23 protein-coding genes are annotated in these 20,869 nt (G+C 37.7%); 11 read left to right on the top strand and 12 right to left on the bottom strand.

The genetic code is table 11. The features are described 5' to 3' along the window. Positions 1-29: 29 nt before the first annotated feature. From ACR2F7_RS16980 to mce, 3 genes are all read right to left on the bottom strand, one after another. The gene (locus ACR2F7_RS16980; protein ID WP_432714723.1) at positions 30-1,205 is read right to left on the bottom strand and encodes a GlmU family protein; all 1,176 of its coding nucleotides are present in this window, start codon (positions 1,203-1,205) and stop codon (positions 30-32) included. 70 nt (positions 1,206-1,275) lie between these two features. Beyond that, a complete protein-coding gene (locus tag ACR2F7_RS16975; RefSeq protein WP_196858660.1) occupies positions 1,276-1,524 on the bottom strand; it encodes a type B 50S ribosomal protein L31 in 249 nt (82 codons plus the stop codon). Positions 1,525-1,676: 152 nt separating this feature from the next. Then, positions 1,677-2,087 carry a methylmalonyl-CoA epimerase gene (gene mce, locus ACR2F7_RS16970; protein ID WP_432714722.1) on the bottom strand — a complete coding sequence of 137 codons (411 nt, stop codon included), beginning with the start codon at positions 2,085-2,087 and terminating at the stop codon, positions 1,677-1,679. A 118-nt stretch (positions 2,088-2,205) separates the two neighbouring features. On the opposite strand from mce, the gene ACR2F7_RS16965 reads away from it, so the two are divergent. The 6 genes from ACR2F7_RS16965 (at position 2,206) to ACR2F7_RS16940 (ending at position 8,377) form a co-directional block, all read left to right on the top strand. Further along, on the top strand, positions 2,206-3,417 hold the full coding sequence (locus tag ACR2F7_RS16965; protein WP_432714721.1) for an IscS subfamily cysteine desulfurase: 1,212 nt from the start codon (positions 2,206-2,208) through the stop codon (positions 3,415-3,417). A 62-nt stretch (positions 3,418-3,479) separates the two neighbouring features. After that, on the top strand, positions 3,480-3,893 hold the full coding sequence (gene iscU, locus ACR2F7_RS16960; RefSeq protein ID WP_432714720.1) for a Fe-S cluster assembly scaffold IscU: 414 nt from the start codon (positions 3,480-3,482) through the stop codon (positions 3,891-3,893). A 41-nt stretch (positions 3,894-3,934) separates the two neighbouring features. Further along, positions 3,935-4,261, top strand: coding sequence for a HesB/IscA family protein (locus tag ACR2F7_RS16955; protein WP_432714719.1), 327 nt, complete (start codon positions 3,935-3,937; stop codon positions 4,259-4,261). Positions 4,262-4,365: 104 nt separating this feature from the next. Further along, positions 4,366-6,279 (top strand): AMP-dependent synthetase/ligase, encoded by a 1,914-nt coding sequence (locus ACR2F7_RS16950; RefSeq protein ID WP_432714718.1) that lies wholly within the window; start codon positions 4,366-4,368, stop codon positions 6,277-6,279. A 74-nt stretch (positions 6,280-6,353) separates the two neighbouring features. Continuing rightward, on the top strand, positions 6,354-8,075 hold the full coding sequence (gene lysS, locus ACR2F7_RS16945) for a lysine--tRNA ligase (protein WP_432714717.1): 1,722 nt from the start codon (positions 6,354-6,356) through the stop codon (positions 8,073-8,075). A gap of 86 nt (positions 8,076-8,161) precedes the next feature. Next, positions 8,162-8,377, top strand: coding sequence for a hypothetical protein (locus ACR2F7_RS16940; RefSeq protein WP_432714716.1), 216 nt, complete (start codon positions 8,162-8,164; stop codon positions 8,375-8,377). A gap of 281 nt (positions 8,378-8,658) precedes the next feature. Here ACR2F7_RS16940 and ACR2F7_RS16935 read toward each other — a convergent pair whose 3' ends face one another. Next, positions 8,659-9,198 (bottom strand): DUF2892 domain-containing protein, encoded by a 540-nt coding sequence (locus ACR2F7_RS16935; RefSeq protein WP_432714715.1) that lies wholly within the window; start codon positions 9,196-9,198, stop codon positions 8,659-8,661. Positions 9,199-9,386: 188 nt separating this feature from the next. Here ACR2F7_RS16935 and ung point away from each other — a divergent pair, with 188 nt between their 5' ends. Continuing rightward, positions 9,387-10,067 (top strand): uracil-DNA glycosylase, encoded by a 681-nt coding sequence (ung, locus tag ACR2F7_RS16930; protein ID WP_432714714.1) that lies wholly within the window; start codon positions 9,387-9,389, stop codon positions 10,065-10,067. Here the strand turns inward: ung and ACR2F7_RS16925 are convergent. Then, on the bottom strand, positions 10,064-10,534 hold the full coding sequence (locus ACR2F7_RS16925; protein ID WP_432714713.1) for an Lrp/AsnC family transcriptional regulator: 471 nt from the start codon (positions 10,532-10,534) through the stop codon (positions 10,064-10,066). The genes ung and ACR2F7_RS16925 overlap by 4 nt on opposite strands. Before the next feature lie 139 nt (positions 10,535-10,673). Here ACR2F7_RS16925 and ACR2F7_RS16920 point away from each other — a divergent pair, with 139 nt between their 5' ends. The 3 genes from ACR2F7_RS16920 (at position 10,674) to smpB (ending at position 13,841) form a co-directional block, all read left to right on the top strand. Then, on the top strand, positions 10,674-11,330 hold the full coding sequence (locus ACR2F7_RS16920; protein WP_432714712.1) for a metal-dependent transcriptional regulator: 657 nt from the start codon (positions 10,674-10,676) through the stop codon (positions 11,328-11,330). Between the two features lie 63 nt (positions 11,331-11,393). Further along, positions 11,394-13,256 (top strand): Nramp family divalent metal transporter, encoded by a 1,863-nt coding sequence (locus ACR2F7_RS16915; RefSeq protein ID WP_432714711.1) that lies wholly within the window; start codon positions 11,394-11,396, stop codon positions 13,254-13,256. A 135-nt stretch (positions 13,257-13,391) separates the two neighbouring features. Beyond that, positions 13,392-13,841, top strand: a complete 450-nt coding sequence (gene smpB / locus ACR2F7_RS16910) for an SsrA-binding protein SmpB (RefSeq protein ID WP_354331633.1) — start codon at positions 13,392-13,394, stop codon at positions 13,839-13,841. On the opposite strand, the gene ACR2F7_RS16905 is transcribed toward smpB, so the two are convergent. From ACR2F7_RS16905 to ACR2F7_RS16895, 3 genes are all read right to left on the bottom strand, one after another. Beyond that, positions 13,842-14,498, bottom strand: a complete 657-nt coding sequence (locus tag ACR2F7_RS16905) for a protein-L-isoaspartate(D-aspartate) O-methyltransferase (protein ID WP_432714710.1) — start codon at positions 14,496-14,498, stop codon at positions 13,842-13,844. Between the two features lie 161 nt (positions 14,499-14,659). Next, positions 14,660-17,140: a replication restart helicase PriA gene (priA, locus tag ACR2F7_RS16900; protein WP_432714709.1), complete on the bottom strand. Its 2,481-nt coding sequence runs from the start codon at positions 17,138-17,140 to the stop codon at positions 14,660-14,662. Continuing rightward, on the bottom strand, positions 17,140-17,526 hold the full coding sequence (locus tag ACR2F7_RS16895) for a DUF423 domain-containing protein (protein ID WP_432714708.1): 387 nt from the start codon (positions 17,524-17,526) through the stop codon (positions 17,140-17,142). The genes priA and ACR2F7_RS16895 overlap by 1 nt, the downstream gene beginning before the upstream one ends. Before the next feature lie 238 nt (positions 17,527-17,764). Here ACR2F7_RS16895 and ACR2F7_RS16890 point away from each other — a divergent pair, with 238 nt between their 5' ends. Further along, positions 17,765-19,318 (top strand): hypothetical protein, encoded by a 1,554-nt coding sequence (locus tag ACR2F7_RS16890; protein ID WP_432714707.1) that lies wholly within the window; start codon positions 17,765-17,767, stop codon positions 19,316-19,318. Here the strand turns inward: ACR2F7_RS16890 and tsaB are convergent. The 4 genes from tsaB to rpmH form a co-directional block, all read right to left on the bottom strand. Further along, positions 19,302-19,988: a tRNA (adenosine(37)-N6)-threonylcarbamoyltransferase complex dimerization subunit type 1 TsaB gene (tsaB, locus tag ACR2F7_RS16885; RefSeq protein WP_432714706.1), complete on the bottom strand. Its 687-nt coding sequence runs from the start codon at positions 19,986-19,988 to the stop codon at positions 19,302-19,304. The two genes, ACR2F7_RS16890 and tsaB, sit on opposite strands and share 17 nt — an antisense overlap. A gap of 26 nt (positions 19,989-20,014) precedes the next feature. Further along, positions 20,015-20,245: a membrane protein insertion efficiency factor YidD gene (yidD, locus tag ACR2F7_RS16880; protein WP_432714705.1), complete on the bottom strand. Its 231-nt coding sequence runs from the start codon at positions 20,243-20,245 to the stop codon at positions 20,015-20,017. Beyond that, positions 20,232-20,627, bottom strand: a complete 396-nt coding sequence (gene rnpA, locus ACR2F7_RS16875) for a ribonuclease P protein component (protein WP_432714704.1) — start codon at positions 20,625-20,627, stop codon at positions 20,232-20,234. The genes yidD and rnpA overlap by 14 nt, the downstream gene beginning before the upstream one ends. A 61-nt stretch (positions 20,628-20,688) precedes the next feature. Continuing rightward, positions 20,689-20,847 carry a 50S ribosomal protein L34 gene (rpmH, locus tag ACR2F7_RS16870; RefSeq protein ID WP_073232865.1) on the bottom strand — a complete coding sequence of 53 codons (159 nt, stop codon included), beginning with the start codon at positions 20,845-20,847 and terminating at the stop codon, positions 20,689-20,691. Positions 20,848-20,869: the final 22 nt, after the last annotated feature.

The following is a 20,869-nucleotide window of genomic DNA, read 5'->3' as shown; positions in this document are numbered from 1 at the left end:
TTAAATTTTTGTGTTTATACTGTATCTTCCTAAAAGCGTCTGTGTGGTCGCGTTAATTCAAAAACTTTCGTTAAAATATCTTTCTCCAGCTGATCAAATGGAACAGCTCTTCTTTCATATACTTTTTCTGCAGTGTCAAACATTTTCTGGAGTGTATAGGTTTCATAACCTTGCGCCCCACCCCAGGCAAAATCCGGAACAAAATTTCTCGGAAAGCCAGCGCCAAATATATTAGCACTCACACCGGCCACCGTTCCGGTATTAAACATGGTATTGATGCCACACTTGGCATGGTCTGCCATGATTAACCCGCAAAACTGCAAACCCGTCTTCCGAAAAGCTTCTTTGGCATAATCCCAAAGTTTAACTTCTGCGTAATTATTTTTCAAATTTGAGTTATTTGAATCTGCACCAATATTGCACCACTGTCCAATAACTGCATTTCCTAAATAACCTTCATGCCCCTTTGAAGAATAGCCCCAAATTACGGCATTATTAATTTCGCCACCAACCCTACAGTAAGGACCAATAGTCGTTTGTCCGTAAATTTTTGCTCCCATTTTAACCTGAGAGTTATCACACAAGGCAAAAGAGCCACGAATATGGCTCCCTTCCCATATTTCTGCATTCTTACCGATATAGATGGGTCCAGTTAAACTATTCAAGGTTGAGCATTCAACTTTTGCTCCTTCCTCAAGAAAAATATCATCTCCCAATAACGTATTGGTATGACTGATCACAGCAGATTGTCTACCCTGCGTTAATAATTTAAAATCTTTCCTTAATTCTACATCATTATTTTTGAAAATATCTTCAGGGTATAATAGCCGCTTAAAATCGCCGGTATAAGCTTTCATCAAAAAACCATCAGCAGTAGCAGCATCAAAGGGAGCAGCATCTTTACCTAGGTAAGCAATTAACAAAGTTCCTTTTTTAAGGCACTCGCCTGGTTTTAGTGCTAGTATAGACTCCACAAGGGCTTCGTCAGGGCAAATAGAACCATTTATAAAAAGTAGCGCAGCTGGCTGAGGCTTAAATTTTAGCTCAAGGTAAGGAATGGTAGAAAAGCCTGTTTCAGCCTTTAACCATAAAGCCCATTTTTCTGAAATCGTTAAAATACCTACCCGAAGGTCAGCAACAGGTCTGGTAAAAGTAAGGGGCCGAAGGGATAACCATGCGGCGTCATCAAATAAATTGATCTTCATAAGCAACAAAAATAAAAAAAGTCCCGACGCTAAAGCATCGGGACTTAAAATAATTTCTTTATTTGCAGAATTACTTTTTAGCGTAACGAGTTTTAAACTTGTCAATACGGCCAGCAGTATCTACCAATTTCATTTTACCAGTATAAAACGGGTGAGAAGTATGTGAGATCTCTAATTTATATAGAGGATATTCATTTCCATCTTCCCAAGTGGTAGTTTCTTTAGTATCTACACAGGATTTAGTTAAAAAAGAATATTCGTTAGACATATCTTTGAATACAACAAATCTATAGTTCGATGGATGCAGATCTTTTTTCATATTATGATTATAATTATAACTTACGTGTCTCTTATTTTTAAGGTTGCAAATATCCGAATTTTATTTCTGTTAAGCAAGCATAAACCCGAAAATTATAGGTCTAATTGCATTTTCCTCGTACATAAACAATTTTTCAGCTTTAAATGAGCCAGTTACAAAAGTTTTATTTCCTGGCACAATTCTATTAATACGCCATTAGTGCCTTTTGGATGAACAAAACACACTAATTTATTGTCCGCACCTTTCTTAGGTTTTTCATTGAGCACTTGAAATCCTTCATCGCTTAAGCGTTTCATTTCTGCGTAAATATCGGTTACTTCAAAAGCGATATGATGGATACCCTCCCCTTTTTTTGCCAGAAACTTTGCTATGGCGCTATCTTCATCAGTTGCTTGCAACAATTCTATTTTATTGTCACCTGTTTTAAAAAACGCTGTTGTTACACATTCACTGCCTACTTCTTCGGTTTTATAAGAACCAACACCCAACAATTTCTCATATATATCACAAGCCTGGTCCAGGTTATGGACAGCTATGCCTATATGTTCTATTTTATTCATCATCCTGAAAGGTTATTTAAATGTAAAAATGCATGTTTCGACTATAGTTTCATAGTTATTATTTATAATTGTTGGTAATCTTTTTGCGTATCTTTGTGTATTAAGAATAATTTAAAATAACATGGAACTTCCTATTTACCTAGATAATAACGCAACAACGCCCCTGGACCCAAGGGTTTTAGAGGCCATGCTGCCTTATTTCACTAACAAATTTGGTAATGCTGCCAGCCGTAACCACGCATTTGGCTGGGTTGCTGAAGAAGCCGTTGATTATGCACGTGAGCAAGTGGGCAAATTAATCGGTTGTACTGAAAAAGAAATCATCTTTACTTCTGGCGCTACTGAAGCGGATAACCTTGGTATTAAAGGTGTTTTTGAAATGTACAAGGAAAAAGGCAACCATATTATTACCGCTACTACAGAACATAAAGCAGTATTAGATACTTGTAAACACCTTGAAAAATTAGGTGCTAAAGTTACTTACCTGAAAGTAAAAGCTGATGGTTTAATTGATTTACAAGAATTAGAAGCTGCCATGACTCCGGAAACCATTTTGGTGACCATCATGTACGGTAACAATGAAATCGGTGTTGTACAACCTATAAAAGAAATTTCTGCTATTGCACATCAGCATGGTGCTTTATTTATGACTGATGCTACGCAAGCGGTAGGAAAAATTCCTGTTGATGTAAATGCTGACGGCATTGATTTAATGGCATTTTCTGCACATAAAATGTATGGCCCTAAAGGCGTAGGCGTTTTATATGTAAGACGTAAAAACCCAAGGGTTAAAGTTACTGCACAAATGGATGGCGGTGGTCATGAACGTGGCATGCGTTCTGGAACACTTAACGTTCCAGGAATTGTAGGTTTAGGTAAAGCATGTGAACTGTGCCGCCTTGAAATGGATCAGGAAGCTGCCCGTTTATCTGCATTAAGAGATAAATTAGAAGGTTCATTAACACAAATGGAAGAAAGTTATGTTAATGGTAATACAGAACATCGTTTACCACACGTAGCTAATATCTCTTTCAAATATGTTGAAGGTGAAGGCTTAATGATGGCGATGAAAGATCTTGCTGTATCTTCAGGTTCTGCTTGTACGTCAGCGTCTTTAGAACCTTCCTACGTATTAAAAAGCTTAGGTCTTTCTGACGATTTAGCACACTCTTCTATCCGTTTTGGATTAGGTCGTTTCACTACCGAGGAAGAAATTGATTATGCAATTGAAAACACTAAAAAAGCAGTAAACCATTTAAGAGATTTATCTCCACTATGGGAAATGTTTAAAGAAGGTATTGATTTAAGTAAAATTGAATGGGCTGAGCACTAAGCTTCCCTCAATTAAATAATATAAAAAGTTTTAAATAGGCTTAACGCCTGGAGGACAATAAAATGGCATATTCAGAAAAAGTAATGGAACATTATACCAACCCCCGCAATGTTGGTACTTTAAATAAAGATAGTAAATCAGTTGGTACAGGTTTGGTTGGCGCACCAGAATGTGGAGACGTAATGCGTTTACAAATTGAAGTTGACGAAAATAACATCATCACTGATGCGAAGTTCAAAACCTTTGGTTGTGGTTCTGCAATTGCTTCCTCTTCACTAGCTACAGAGTGGTTAAAAGGTAAAACAGTTGACGAAGCATTAGCCATAGATAATATGGATATCGTTGAAGAATTGGCTTTACCACCGGTAAAAATCCACTGTTCTGTATTAGCAGAAGATGCAATTAAATCTGCCATCAACGATTACAGAGTTAAAAATGGTTTAGCACCTTTTGAATTAGCTAAATCTCACCACTAGCCTTTAAGGTTAGTATAAGTATTGATTAAATTTTAGAAACGATGATCACAATTACGGAAAAAGCAAAAAGCAAAATAGATCATTTAATGCAAGATTCGCAGATGGGTGCTGATTATTTTCTTCGCGTATCGGTAAAAGGAGGTGGCTGTTCAGGTTTATCATACAACTTAGATTTTGATAACGAAGAGAAAACCGGAGACCAGTTTTTTGAAGATCAAGGAATTAGAATTGCTTTAGATATGAAGTCATTCTTATATCTCGCAGGTACTGAACTTGACTTTTCTGATGGATTAAATGGTAAGGGTTTTAATTTCCATAACCCAAATGCCAGCCGATCATGTGGCTGTGGAGAGAGTTTTTCTGTTTAAAGAACATTTTTGTTATATTTGTAAAGGGCACTTTTAGTGCCCTTTTGCTTTTTTAAATGTAAAAGTTTATCATTGCCCCCGCAAGTAAAACAACAACACACATTATGGTATCATTTAATGAGTTCTCTACTGTTCCAAGTTTACTGAGAAATGTAGTAGCGAATATTCACCCACCTGAAGAAACTTTCCTGATTCATAAAAAGAATGCAGAATGGGAAGAGATATCTTTTGGAAAAACACTGGAACGTGCCGATGCAATTTCAGCCTTTTTTCTTGAAAAAGGCATTGCTAAAGGTGATCGAATGGGCTTAATGATTGAAAACTCCCCGCAGTATGTTTATTATGACCAGGGTATTCAACAGATTGGTGCCATTAACGTTTCCATTTACCCTACCCTTTCTGAACAAGAAGTAGAATATATCATCAACGATTCTGGAATTAAGGCCATTCTTGTAGGTAATACCTTCCTTTATAAAAAAATACTAAAAGTTGCAGATAACTGCAGAGAACTCAAATATCTTATTCCTGCTTTTCCGGAATATATTAAAGTGAAAGTACCAGAAGACAACACTTTAGAAATTATACCCTTGCAAGCCATCCTTCAAACAAAAGAAGTAATTACAGCTGCAGAAAAGAGCCAGATAGAAGCGATAAGGCTTGCGCTTCGCCCCACTGATACTTCCTCGTTAATCTATACGTCTGGTACTACTGGTACACCGAAAGGTGTGATGCTTTCTCATGGCAATTTCGTTGAAAATGTAAAGGTTTGTTTGCAGCAAATCTATGTAATTGATAAAACCGATGTTTTTTTATCCTTCCTTCCCTTGTCACACGTTTTTGAACGTACAGCATGCTACCATGTTTGCTGCGCCCAGGGTTGCAAAATAGGCTATGCACAAAGCCTGGAACTTTTAGTTAAAAACATGGAGGAAATTAAACCTACAGTGATGAGCTGTGTGCCCCGATTGCTAGAAAGAATTCATGATAAGGCCATCAAAAGCGGCACGGCAGATGGAGGTTTGAAAGCCAAAATATTTTTATGGTCGCTAGAAACCGGACAAAACTACCGTCGCAAGAAAGAAGCAGGCAAAAACCCAGGCTTAGTGCTAACTGCACAAAAAATGATCGCTGAGAAACTTGTATTCAGCAAAATTAAAGAAAAAACCGGTGGCAGGTTAAAGTTTATGATCTCCGGCGGTGCAGCCCTTCCTAAAAATGTAGGTGAGTTTTTTGGTAACTTAGGTATCAAAATTCTAGAAGGTTTTGGCTTAACCGAAACCTCTCCCGTAATGTCTGTAACCGAATATGACCGACAGGTGTACGGTACCGTAGGAAGAGTGATACCTGGTATTGAGGTTGCGATTCAAAATGTTGATACCAAAGAAATGATCACAATACAGACTCATGATACCTTTCTTGAAAATTTTCAAAGTGAAGAAGGTGAAGTCATCGTTCGTGGACATTGCGTAATGCAGGGTTACTTTAATAAACCTGCAGAAACAGCTGCTGTAATCGATAAAAATAATTGGTTTCATACGGGCGACATAGGCCGCTTTTACCAGGGAAACTTGCAGATTACAGATCGCATCAAAAATATGATCGTAACTGCCTATGGTAAAAATGTTTACCCTACTCCTATAGAGAATATTTATTTGAAAAGTCTTAAAATCGAACAGGTATTTCTAATCGGAGACAAAAGAGAATACCTTACAGCAATCATCATTCCCAATGCAGATAGTTTAAAAGAGAACTTTAACCTGGATGAGTCTTTTTTCCTTCAACCGGAGATATTTATTGAAGACAAGGAAATGATCAGCTGGATTGCACAGGATATTAGAAAATTAGGAAATGACCTTGCCAAGTTTGAAAGAATCAAGAATTTTAAAGTAAAAAGAACACCTTTCAGCATGGAAGAAGGTGAGATTACGCCTACACTTAAAGTTAAACGGAAAGTAGTAGAGCAAAAATATGCAGAAAGCATCAATGCAATGTATAAAGAATCTGTTGAAGCAGATTAAAAATCAATCGCAATTGCTATTTTTACAATTCTAAAAAACACAAGATCTGGCTTAGGCTAAAGATATCTATTTATATGAGTACAGGATTATCAGAACAAGAAGTATTGCGTAGAAATGCGCTTACACAATTACGTGACTTAGGCATCAACCCTTATCCGGCAGAAACTTATGAAGTTACTGCACACGCCGCTGACATATTAGAGAATTACGAAAGAGATAAAACTTCTTATAAGAATATTAGTCTTGCTGGCCGCATCATGAGCCGTAGAATTATGGGTAGTGCTTCCTTTGTGGAGCTTCAGGATGCAACAGGAAGAATACAACTTTATTTAAAAAGAGATGACCTTTGTCCTGATGAGGATAAAACATTATATAATACAGTATTTAAGAAACTCCTTGACTTAGGCGACTATATTGGTGTTAAAGGCTATATGTTCACCACGCAAACAGGAGAAATTTCATTGCACGTTACAGAATTCAAGCTGCTTTCGAAATCTTTAAAACCACTTCCAGTGGTTAAACGCGATGATGACGGGCATATTTATGATGGATTTACTGATCCGGAAATGCGTTACCGCCAGCGTTATGTTGATTTAACTGTAAATCCGGATTACAAAAAAATCTTCATGAACCGTTCCAAGGTCATCAACACCATGCGTAATTATTTCGATGAGCAGGGATGGATGGAAGTGGAAACACCAATCCTTCAGCCTATTCATGGTGGTGCTGCAGCACGTCCTTTTACTACTCACCACAATACACTGGATATGCCTTTGTACCTGCGTATTGCCAATGAGCTTTACCTAAAAAGGCTGATCGTTGCTGGCTTTGACGGCGTATATGAGTTCGGAAAGATGTTCAGAAATGAAGGTATGGACCGTACGCATAATCCGGAGTACACTTCTATGGAGATTTACGTTGCTTATAAAGATTATATCTGGATGATGGCAATGGTAGAAGAATGCCTTGAAAAAATTGCAGTGGCAATTCATGGTACAGCAGTAGTTAAATATGGTGAACATGACATCAACTTTGCTGGTCCTTATGAAAAACTTTCTATGTATGAGTCCATCCAGAAATACACTGGCATTGACGTTTCAGAAATGACCGAATTGCAATTGCAGGAAACCTGCAAAAGCTTAAATATTGAAATTGATTCTTCTATGGGCCGTGGTAAACTGGTTGATGAAATCTTTAGCGAGAAAGTAGAAGCTAATTTGATTCAACCTACTTATATCACAGATTACCCTATTGAAATGACGCCGCTGGCAAAGAAACACCGCAGCAAAGAAGGTTTGGTGGAAAGATTTGAATTGTTTGTTTGTGGTAAGGAGATTGGTAATGCCTATTCTGAATTGAATGACCCTATTGATCAAAAAGAAAGATTTATAGACCAATTGAAACTGGCCGAAAGAGGTGACAGTGAAGCCATGGCAATGGATGAAGACTTTATCCGTGCGTTGGAATATGGTATGCCTCCTACCTCAGGATTAGGTTTCGGTATTGACCGCTTAGTCATGCTCATGACTAACCAGTCTACTATTCAGGAAGTGTTGTTCTTCCCGCAAATGCGTCCGGAGAAAAAAGCAAAGGTAACCAGCGATGAAGATTTCGTCAATGCAGGTATTCCTGCAGACTGGGTACAGGTAATCAGAAAAATGAATATCAATACTATTGAAGAGCTTAAAGCGGCCAACCCAAACAAAGTGTTTAATGATTTAGGTGGCATGCGTAAAAAAATGAAACTGGAATTATTGATGCCAAGTAAAGAAGAAGTGATGGCTTGGTTTGCTTAACAAAAGCATAACATAAATTTAAGGCTTATGGTAAGAAATTACCATGAGCCTTTTTTAATTTTAGACCAGCTTAAAACTCTATAAATATGGATATTACAAGTCTGGAAATTACCGAAAATCAATACTGCATAAAGCTTGACAAAGCTTCCTTTGATTTATCTTTAATCCGTAAGTTGATCAACAGGATCCAAGCAGAACAACACTTCTTTAACCGCAATAATAGCAGCGTTCAGGATGACATCATCAGCAGAGCAGGCCGTGCCACAGAAGATGAAAACTTCGACAGGCTATGCGATAAATAAAAAATGGTTTTAAGGCACCTTAACGATTAGTAATAATTACCTATTCGTTGAGCAATTATTTATAGGGCATTAACAGGGCCTTCAGATATCAATCGATATAGGTAGGCCCTACGAAGGCCCTACCAATGCCCTCTGAACGCTATGGAAACTATTAGGTGCAAATTACCTTTAGGTAAGGTGTGCGCTTTTATTTTTAGTATATTTTTCAGGAGTTAATTCCATAAAAAAGGCTGTGTCATTTCTCAACAATACAGCCTTTTTTCAATTTCAAACTTTTCTTATTACCTGTATCTGATCTGCTGTTGTTTGTCAAGCATACCTAACTGATCTTTCATCTGTTTAATTTGATCGGCTAACAGTTTATTTTTATCTGCTTTTTTAGCTTCAGTTAAATACAACTGCGCTTCCCGTTTATTTCTTTTTCCCATTGCAATACCTGCGAGACTTAATTTTGCCAGGGCAATGTTATGATCCATGTGCATGCCTAAGGCCAATGCTTTTTTGAAATACTTTTCTGATTGCATAGGTGCCTTTCTGGATTCAATTAAACCGATCAGCAATTGGTAATAACCATGTTGAACACGGATCAATTGTTTTTCATAATTGGTGATTCTTTTTAGAAATTGTTCTGCTTTTGGCATATTATCCTTACGCAAAAACCATTGGGCAAGTAACATGTTTTCATTATAGAAATAGGTTACTATCACTAAAATACTGATGAGTAAGGCTAAAATCCCCCAACCCCAGAAGCCGAAAATCATTAAAGCAATGGAGGCTCCAAGTATGGCAAAACCTATAATTAGACGTACGATGTTTGACATATTCTTCTTTAAATTTTTTTAAACAAATATCGGGTTTTAATACTAATAATTAGATTTAATGTGATAATTTCAGCAAAAATATTACCAACAGCCCTGCTGCATTTAAGAATTAATTACAGCAGACAACGGAACCTGTTAAAATGATAACGGCGACCGGCTTGTTGCCCAATAGCGTTTAATAGATAAAGATGACTGTTACTTTAGAACCAAGCTGGCTGAATGTTTTAGAAAAAGAATTCGATAAAGACTATATGAAGTCTTTAAAAGTATTCTTAAAAGAGGAGAGAGAAAATCATCACGAAATCTATCCGGAAAATAAAAATATTTTTAATGCTTTCCAGCATACCCCTTTCGACAAGGTGAAGGTCGTGATCCTTGGGCAGGATCCTTACCATGGACCAGGGCAAGCACATGGCTTATCCTTCTCTGTGCAAAAGGGTGTAAAATTGCCACCATCACTAAAAAACATTTACAAAGAACTGAGCACTGATATTGAAGGTTTTAAAACGCCTTTAAATGGCAACCTTACAGAATGGGCAGATCAGGGTGTGTTATTGTTAAATGCAACGCTCACCGTAAGGGCTAAGGAACCAGGATCACACCAGGGTAAAGGATGGGAGATATTTACAGATACGGTGATGGCAGAATTATCACAGCGTAAACAAGGTATTGTATTCCTTTTGTGGGGAAAATATGCCCAGAATAAATCTTTATTAATAGATGATTCCAGGCATACCATTTTAAAAGCCCCACACCCCTCCCCTTTTTCTGCGTATCAGGGCTTTTTAGGATGCCGGCACTTCTCTAGAACTAACTTAAAACTCGCCGAAAATGGATTATCACCAATCAACTGGCAGATTTCAGACTAATACTCCAAAGGAACAATAGGTTCTTTCTTCGTTGTAGACATGATCATCATGGTCTGGAAAGTCTTCACCACAGAAATCTTGCTGATTTTATCCATAATTAACCGCTCATAAGCTTTAATGTCATTGACATATACTTTAAGCAGAAAATCGGCCTGTCCTGTTACATGGTGACATTCAGTAATTTCTTTGATCTGATTTACTTCATCAAGGAAAGTTTGAATAGTGTTATTTTTATGAAAGTCCAGTTGTACTTGTATAAAAGTTTTGATACCTAATCCCAGTTTTTCTTCGTCTACTAAAGCATGGTAGCTTTTAATGAAACCAGATAATTCTAGTTTTCTTACACGTTCCAGCGTTGGAGCTGGTGATAGTCCAATCTCCTGAGACAATAGCAAGTTGGTTATTCTTCCGTTTTCTTGTAAAAGTTTAAGGATTTTAAAATCTATTTTGTCTATTTCTGCAGCCATTGTATATTATATTTAATTCAAAGATAGAACAAAAAGCACTAATACACCAAATAATATTTTATAAAACAGGTTAAATAATACAATAAATTTTACCAGCTTTTATTTAGATTTGTCTAAACATTTAGTTAGCCAGATATAAATGGAATCATTTACAGAAGAAAATTACCTTAAAACTATCTACCATATTTCCAGGCTTCACTCAGGAATGGTTCAAACCAATGCCATTGCCGAAAGAATGCAAACCAGGCCTGCTTCTGTGTCAGACATGGTAAAGAAACTGGCAGAAAAGCATTTGGTTAACTATGTTAAATACAAAGGTGTTACCCTAACAGAAAAGGGAAAGTCAACAGCTATAAATATCGTGCGAAGACACCGCCTTTGGGAATTTTTTTTGGTCAACACCTTAGATTTTAAATGGGATGAGATTCATGAGATTGCCGAAGAGCTGGAGCATGTCAACTCACCAAAATTGATTGAGCGCTTAGATGAATTTTTAGGCTATCCTAAGCACGATCCTCACGGTGATCCTATTCCTGATAAAGCAGGAAATTTCGAAGCTTCCGCCGTCGTTAAACTAAATCAGCTGCAACAAGGTGCACATGGCCTGATTGTTGGTGTCAGTGAACACTCTTCCTCCTTTTTAAGATACCTGGAAAAAACAAATCTCACCTTAGGAACATCGCTACAACTCCTTGCCATTACAGATTTTGATGGCTCTGTAGAATTGCGCCTGGGTAAACAAAAGATAAGTATCAGCAGAGAAGTAGCGAAACATATTTTAATGAAACCATTATAACTTTTACCACAAACAGCAATTTAAATAAACTGTTATCAGTAAATCAATTCAAATAAAGACAACATGAAATATGCTGAGTCATTAAGCGAGGTGAACCAAAGTATAGAAACTAACAAACGAAGTGGCTGGAAAAGAATTCTATCTTTTATTGGCCCGGCGTATTTAGTCAGCGTGGGTTACATGGACCCTGGAAATTGGGCTACAGATTTAGCAGGTGGCAGCAAATTCGGCTACCAGCTCATTTGGGTGCTTTTAATGTCCAACCTGATTGCCCTCTTGCTACAATCATTGAGTTCCAGGTTAGGTATTGTCAGGGGAGTAGACCTGGCACAAGCATCTAGAAATAGCTATCCAAAATGGGCGAACATTCCCTTGTTTGTACTTGCACAGACTGCTATTGTTGCCTGTGATCTTGCAGAAATCATTGGGATGGCCATCGGTTTACAATTACTCTTCAATATTCCCTTAATATGGGGTATTAGCTTAACCATTCTAGACACCTTTCTTCTGTTATTTCTAATGAACAAAGGCATGCGAAAAATGGAAGCCTTTATTGTGTCCATGGTTTTTATTGTTGGCATCTCTTTTTTAGTGGAGATGTTCATTGTAGAACCTTCGCTCAAGGAAATAGCTGCAGGTTTTGAACCTAGTATTCTTTCAGGTGATGCCTTATATATCGCCATTGGTATCATTGGTGCAACGGTTATGCCTCATAATTTATACCTGCACTCCTCTCTTGTGCAAACCAGGAAATTTAAAAGAGATACTGCAGGAATTAAAGAAGCAATAAAGTTCAATTTTATTGATACCGCAGTAGCTTTAAATCTTGCTTTTTTTGTGAATGCTGCCATATTAATTTTAGCTGCAGCAGCATTTTATAAAAATGGCTTACATGAGGTGGCAGAAATTGCCGATGCCCACAAGCTGCTAGAACACATTTTTGGTGGCGTGGCACCTACGTTATTTGCTATTGCTTTAATTGCTGCCGGACAAAGTTCTACGGTTACAGGAACCCTTGCAGGACAGATTATCATGGAGGGCCATTTAAATTTACGCATAGAGCCATGGCTACGCAGGTTAATTACCCGTCTTTTGGCTATCATCCCTGCGTTTTTTACCATCGTTTATTTTGGAGAAAGTGCATTAGGTGGACTACTGATTTTGAGTCAGGTGGTATTGAGTTTACAACTGGGCTTTGCTGTAATCCCCTTGATCCATTTTACGTCCGATAAAAAGGAAATGAAAGAATTTGCCATCAAACCATGGGTTAAAATTCTGGCGTGGACAAGTGCTTTAGTCATCGTTACACTGAATGTAAAGCTGGTTATTGAACAAATCAACTCCTGGGGTTCAAATGCCAATGCCTGGTATGTATACTATATTGTGTTCCCTATTGTGTTTTTAGTGGGCTTGTTACTGCTGTATATTTTAATACACCCTATTGTTACCGCAAGGAAAATAAGGAAATTTGATGTACCACACGGTGATGCGATGCAGATTGAAAACATCAATAACATTCATTATTCAAAGATTGGCATTACGGTAGATTTCTCCAAGAATGACCGCAATACCATTCGCCACGGCTTAATTCAGGGTGGTAAAAGTGCAGAATATTTTTTAATACATGTTGTGGAAACTGCAGTAGCCCAATATCATGGTCAATCAGCGATGGATTATGAAACGCAAAGTGACACCAGTAATCTTCAAAAATATTGCAATGACTTGCATAACTTAGGCTACCATGTTATTCCATTGATTGGTTTCGGAGGAACGGCCAAAGCAATTGCCACCATAAGTAATGAAAATAACCTGGAACTGCTGGTAATGGGTGCTCATGGTCATAAAGGAATTAAAGATTTAATTTTTGGAACGACTTTAGATTCAGTAAGACATAAAGTTAAAATTCCAGTCCTTATCGTCAGGTAAATTGACCTTTATGGAAATATAAGATAATAATTACCGTTAACCCGCATTTCTTTCGGATATTAGCCCGTTATGAACTGCTATAGGTAATGAAATTCATGAGAGATTCATTACTATTAAATACACAATAAGATACGAATGAAAAACGACGTTCAAATAAAAAATAAAAGAGCCTATTTCGATTACCACATTGTTGAAAAATTCAATGCTGGTATTGCTTTATTAGGAACAGAAATCAAAGCCATTCGCCAGGGAAAATCAAACATGTCTGATGCTTTCTGCATGTTTATTGGCAATGTACTCTATGTGAGAAATTTACACATCTCCGAATACAGTAATAGTTCCTTTTATCACCATGACATCAAAAGAGACAGGGTTTTGTTGTTACACAAAAAGGAACTGAGAAAGTTGAAAGCAAAAAGTGAAGAAAAGGGGTATACTATTGTTCCATTAAGAATCTATACCAATGAAAGAGGATTTGCCAAAATAGAAATTGCATTGGCACAGGGTAAAAAAGAATTTGATAAACGCGATAGCATCAAGGACAGAGAATCAAAAAGAGAATTAGACCGGGCCATGAAAAATTAATTACCAGGCCTGGTCTCCCACAAGGGGTACAAACCTAAAGGTGTCCAGTTCTATTTTTTCATAGTCTTTTTCGCTTACCCTAAAAACGGTAACCATTTTCTGGGAGTGTGCATCACCTACAGGAATAACCAAAACACCTCCAATTTTCAATTGTTTCAGCAACGCTTCTGGAACAAAGGGTGCACCTGCAGTTACAATAATTTTGTCATAGGGCGCATACTCGGGAATACCCATAGAGCCATCGCCAAAGAAGAAGTTGGCAGCATAGCCCATGCCTGGTAAAACCTTAATGGTATGCTTATAAATACTTTCTTGTCGTTCTATAGTATACACATCCGCACCAAGTTCTTTGAGAATGCAGGTTTGGTAACCAGACCCTGTGCCAATTTCTAAAACTTTATCCCCTTTTTTAAGGTGCATCAATTCTGTTTGATAGGCAACAGTATAAGGTTGGGATATCGTTTGTCCATCACCAATAGGAAAAGCAATATCTCTATAGGCCTGATTCCAGAAAGTTTCATCGAAGAAAAAATGCCTTGGCACTTTGCCAATAGCCTCCAGCACCTTCAGATCTGATATGCCTCTTGACTTCAAATGCTCTACTAATTTTTTCCTCGCTCCTCTTTCCCGGTAATTGTCTACAAATTTGTATGCCATGTATTCAAAAATAACAGTTTGAATTTATTCAGCGCTATGAAAGTGATTTAATAATTTAAATTTTGGATAACCTCCACAAGATCAACCTTTATAAATTTAAGATAATGTTGAAGAACTATTTTAATTTTTACACGCTTTAATCGTTACAGAAAAAGGAAGCCTTAATAAGGATCAACATCCAGTTGTATCAATACCCCTTTAAAAACTTTCTCCGCATAAAACTTAGTAATCTCACTTTTCAATAAAGCTTTAACCTTATGTATGGCAGTATGTTTGTCTGATTTAATGATGATCTGACGGATATAATAGTTCCTGATTCGCGATACCATAGGCTGCTCAGGACCTAAAACACGGGGGCCCAAACGTGATTTGAGCGTATTGGCAAAATGCAGAGATGCAGCATTGATCACATCTGGGTCTTTATGGCGAATGCTGATAAAGATAAGTCTTGAAAACGGAGGGTAATTAAATTGGCTACGCTCGGCAATTTCGTCATTATACATTTCTATATAATTATTATCTACCACCTGTTTAATGATGCGGTGTTTGTCATCATAGGCCTGAATACACACCTTACCCTGTTTTTCACGACGACCAGCCCGGCCTGATACCTGTGCCAGTAATTGATAGCTACGTTCAAAAGCCCTGAAATCTGGGAAGTTTAATAAGGTATCTGCATTGATCACCCCTATTAAAGTAACGTTATCAAAGTCTAACCCTTTGGCCACCATTTGGGTGCCTATCAATATATTGGTCTTTTTATCCTGAAAATCTGCCATAATCCGCTGCAGGCTATTCTTGGTGCGTGTGCTGTCCACATCGAGCCTGGCAATCTTTGCCTCCGGAAAAATAAGGCTCAACTCTTCCTCCACCCTTTCTGTACCGAAGCCTTTTTGCTCAATATGCACTGATCCGCAAGCAGGGCATATCTTTAAGGGGTGTTCGTGAAACCCGCAATAATGACAATGAAGCTGCCCACTACTTTTGTGAAAGGTTAAACTCACATCGCAGTTTACACATTTAGGCGTAAAACCACAGGTAGCGCAAATTAAAATGGTGGCATAGCCACGTCGGTTTTGGAATAGAATTACTTGTTCCTCATTTGCAAGGGATGTAGTGATATCATCAATCAGGGTGCTCGAAAAATAAGACACCATCTTTTTTCTTTTCGTTTCTTCGGCAATGCTGATGACCTCATGGGTTGGCAATTGTACCCCACCAAAACGTTCTGACAAAGTAACAAGCCCGTATTTGTTATTTAAAGCATTATAATAACTTTCTATAGACGGTGTTGCCGAGCCCAAAACAATTTTTGCCTTGTGCTGGTAGGCCAGGTAAACAGCGGCATCACGGGCCTGGTAACGTGGCGAGGGATCTTGCTGTTTATAAGACGACTCATGTTCTTCATCAACAATGATAAACTTTAAATCATTAAAAGGGAGAAATATAGCCGAACGGGCGCCCAATACTATTTTATAAGTGCCATTTAATACTTTATTCCAAATCTCTACTCTTTCAAAATCATTAAACTTGGAATGGTATACACCAATGGCATCACCAAAATATTTCTTAATGCGCTCAACAATCTGCGTAGTTAAAGCGATTTCGGGTAGCAGGAAAAGCGCCTGTCCACCTTGAGCTATTGCTGCTTCTATTAACTTAATATAAATCTGTGTTTTTCCTGAGGCAGTAATGCCATGTAAAAGCACCACTTCTTTGCTTGTCAATATTTCGTTGATTTGAGCATAGGCGGTAGCTTGTGCCTCACTCAACTTAAAATTAAGTATAAGGTCATCAACATCATCATGGAGACGACTAACGGCTTTCTTTTTAACAACAAATATTTCTTTATCAATCATGGCCTTTACAGCACCCTGACCTGCATTACTCAGCGCTAAAACTTCTTGTTTGGAAACTTCAGGTGCATTTTTTGAGAGGTTTAGAAAAGCCATCAGTGCATCGAGTTGTTTGGGTGCCTTTTCAAGAATCCCAAACAGCGCTTTTAAATTCTCCTCCTCATGGTAAAAGATATTTAAAGCAAGGAAAGATTTGAGCAGGGGTTTATACTTTTCAACGACTTCTTCAGCTATATAAACCATCTCTTTATCTATCAGTGACCTGATGATGGGAAATACCGTTTTCTGCCCTAAAAGTTTAACGATGTCATCAATGGATAAACGTTTTTTAGTCGCCAAAACATTTAATAGTGTGGTCTCCCTATCCGTTAAAGGAATGTCTTCTCCTGTCTGCGACTCATTGAAAACAATAATGGTTTCACTGGCTAATTTCAAACCGGCGGGTAGTGCCGCAGCCATCACTTCCCCTTCATTGCAGACATAGTAGTCCGTCATCCATTCCCAGAATTTTAACTGCATCGCATTCACCACAGGCACCTGGTCTACCACGTCTATGATATATTTGGCTTCATAAACAGCAGGTGCAGTAGTGCTAATGGATTTTATTAATGCGGTATAAATTTTATTCTTTCCAAATTGAACAATTACCCGTTTACCAATAGCCACTTGTTCATTGAGGTGATAAGGTATTCTATAGAGGTAATTTTTTGCCAGCGATAAGGGCAAAATAACTTCTATAAATAAAGTCTCCCGCTCCTCAAAATCTATACCTACCAATTCCTGCATTATTTATGTCTTAGTGCTGCAAAAAACAACAATATCCAGCCTGCAATAAAAAACAAACCTCCTATTGGTGTTATGGGACCTATATAATTAACAAAATTTATGTTTAGCAATTCCCTGGTCGCTAACAAATATAAAGAGCCAGAGAAAAATATGATTCCGGCAGTAAAAAAGTAATACGACCAGTCTACCAGTTTATTTCTGAACCTTGCAAAGGTAGAAAGAAACAAGAGCGCAAATACATGGTAAAATTGATATTCTACCCCCTTAGCCCATATGGCGAGGGCATCTGTACCAACTGCACTTTTTAAGCTATGTGCACCAAACGCACCTAACACAACAGCAAGCGCACCAAAAAAAGAAGCCGTTAATATTATTCTTTTATTCATGTAATTGTTTTTCCTTGATTTATAATTCGCTTTTCAACGTTATTAACTTGTCATTAGCCTATTTGCTCTACCTTTAGCTTATACCCTTTGTATGCTGCCCTAATGATGTTGTCCTACCTGGGCAAGCTCCTTAATTTGGGCAGCAGGGGCACCTGAAAATTTCAGTAAATGCTAAAAGTAACAAAATGAACCCATTTTAATAGTAATACAAGTATATAAATTAAATTTGCCAGACACCATGAAAAGAATTTACTTCACTATATTTATCCTGCTCGCAGTACTGGTTACGCTGTCCTATCTTTATTTTTCAAAATTAAACCGCGATACCAATAACAATGAGATCAGCTTATATGCCGCCACTGCCAACTCAGGCTTGATCTTTAGCTTTCAGAATGATAAAAGTGTGCTTGACTTGCTCAGCAGTCAGGATCTTTTACAAAGCCTGCTGCCTGAGGAAACCTTACAATCGCTCCAGGTTTTACAACGTGAATTTCTGGGCAACCCTGAAATTAATACTCAACTTAACAAGCAAGATATCTACCTGAGCTTTATACCAGGAGAGAACAAAGAAATTACCTACCTGCTCAGTACACAAACCAGCTCAAACATAGAACCACAGGTCATTCTAAATCTCCTCAAAGCAAAAGGAATGCGCATAGAGCAGCTTACGGATTTCTCAAAGGTCAGCCTTAACGACAGTACAACTTTTTATTTTGCAAGCAAAGGTAAGCTCTTGCTGCTATCACAATCCTTTAAGGCAGTTTCTGAAGGACTAAAGGCAACAGCACAAAAAAATAACAGAGATTTTATTGATTACATTAAAGCTAACTTCAAGTTCAGTAAAAACAGCCTGGCCGCTATCTACATCAATTATAGATACCTTGAGGGTTTACAGCAGGTAATAACACCAGAAAATTTTAAACGCGAAAATACTTTCGCTCATTACAATTACAGTTTCAGCAAAGAAAGGGTACTATTTAATGGGAATGCCACTAATAACGAACCGCATAGTTACCAGAACCTTTTTGCCGCTATGGAACCAAACAAAGTGACTATAGATGCCATCTTACCTGAAAGCACTGCAAATTTTACAGCTTATATAATGAATAATTATGCTAACTGGCACAGTGGTCTGGTCAGCTGGTTTACTGCAAGAAAAGAAAATATAGAGATTGAAAAAACCATTAAACGCATCAACAGCAAATATAATTTAGACCTTGAAGGAACTTTCCCTAAATACTTTAAAAATGAGCTACTCACCTTTCAACTAGGAAGTAAGGAATACCTTGGCGCTATTAACCTCAGCAATGGCGACAAACTCCGCCAGTTGCTCTTAGATGTAAGTTCAGACTATAACGGGGAAATTAAAATGTTGAAAGAGCCAAATCTGCTGTATGCTTATTTCGGTGAACCTTTCGCCAGGTTTAAAAAGCCCTACTATATCATCATTGACAATTACATGGTATTTTCAAACTATGCCAGCAGCATAACCGTATTTTTAAATCACTATAGAAACAACCGCCAGCTGATCAATCAAAAAAACTATACCGATGCTAAAAATCAATTAGCAGATCAATCCAATATCATCTGTTATATCAACAGGGAAAACTCAGCAAACATTGCCAAAAGCAATCTCTATCCGACCTATTTAAAATTGTACCAAGATGAAAACAAACTAGGTAAATTTGATAGTTTTATTTATCAACTCAGTGGTGACGGACAAAGGTTTCAAAGCAATTTACTATTGAGTAAAAAAGTGGAAATGACACTGGATACTATACCTTCTTTTTAGGGGTAGTAAACATAAAATCTTTCAGGTAATAAGGTTCGAAGTAAGCGACGTCTACAAAGTTTTCTGCCAGAAAAGCAGCATGAGCAAGCTGAGCCATATTTGCGGCAGAGTTATAAATGGAGCCTGAAAACACAGCATGAGGATGCTGTAAAATTTCGCTGCATTTTAATGCGCCATCACCAATAAATGATATTTCATTGTTTTGCAATTCCTCCTTAAAAGAATCTTCCTCAATAATCTTGGCCGTAACAGGTGCCAGAGTTTCCATTTGTTGATTAAAGAGACTTGTATAAACTTCCATCCGTCGTGCATCAATCATTGGGCAGATTAAGCCTTGGTAAGAAGGATTAGCCATTAGAAAACCATTAGCCATCATGGCCAGCGTATTTACAGCAATCAATGGTTTATCCAAAGCATAACAAAGTCCTTTAGCAGTACTCACACCTATCCTTAAACCGGTATAAGAGCCAGGCCCCATGCTTACCGCTACAGCATCCAGTTGTTGAAAACTAAGCGATGCTTGTTTCATCACTGCTTCTATAAATAAAGTTAAGCTTCCCGCATGTATGTTAGTGGCCGTTTCTTCTTTCAAAGCAACGTTAACACCATTAACCGCAAGGGCTACAGAACAGGTCTGTGTTGCAGTTTCAATTTGAAGTATATGAGCCATTGATGCAAATATAGCAGATTTTAAGTTTATGGCACAGGATCATGACCATGTTTACCCCAAGGATGACATCTGCCTATTCTTTTTAGCGTTAACCACAGGCCTTTAAAAGGTCCATATTTAGTGATAGCCTCCACTCCATATTGAGAACAAGTGGGTGTATACCTGCAATTAGAACCTAAAAGAGGAGAAATCAATAATTGGTATAGTTTAATGAGCAGCAGGAAAAACCAGCCCAATATTTCTTTAAGCAGTTTCATGGGTAGAAAGGTTGACAGCGAGTTTTTTAAACACATTTAGCATCTTTTTCTCCATAAAGTCGAATTCGTACTTTTGCTTCCCGATATATTGTATGGAGAGGAGTAAAACCTGATCAGTAGGTTTAAGCAACTCGTAAAGATGTTCTTGTTTATGCAGCCTGTAAGCTTCACGCGTACGGCGTTTCAGCAAATTGCGGTCTACAGCACGCTTATAACGTTTTTTAGGAACGTTGATCACTACCTGCACCGGCACAGCTAAACTTTCAGGTGCATAAAGATAGGATATTCGGAAGGGATATAATAAAAAAGAAGAACCGTTCTTAAACAGCAAGTCCAAAGACTTTCTGCTACATAACCGTTCTTCTTTAGTAAATGTTTTCATGTTTTTGATTGCAAATTTGCAGATTTCTGATCTGCTAACACTTAGGGTGTTGCAATCAAAATTATGCTTTGTGACGACGTTCGTCAGAAACTGATAATTTACTTCTTCCTTTTGCACGACGAGAAGCTAATACTCTTCTACCGTTTGCTGTAGCCATTCTTTCGCGGAAGCCGTGTTTGTTTCTTCTCTTTCTTTGCGAAGGTTGGAATGTTCTTTTCATAACTGTATTTATATCTTAACTA

It is taken from the genome of Pedobacter sp. (assembly GCF_045628745.1).
Classification (GTDB): Bacteria; Bacteroidota; Bacteroidia; order Sphingobacteriales; family Sphingobacteriaceae; genus Pedobacter.
Note: the sequence above shows the minus strand (reverse complement) of the source record. Positions and strands in the feature narration are given on the sequence as shown.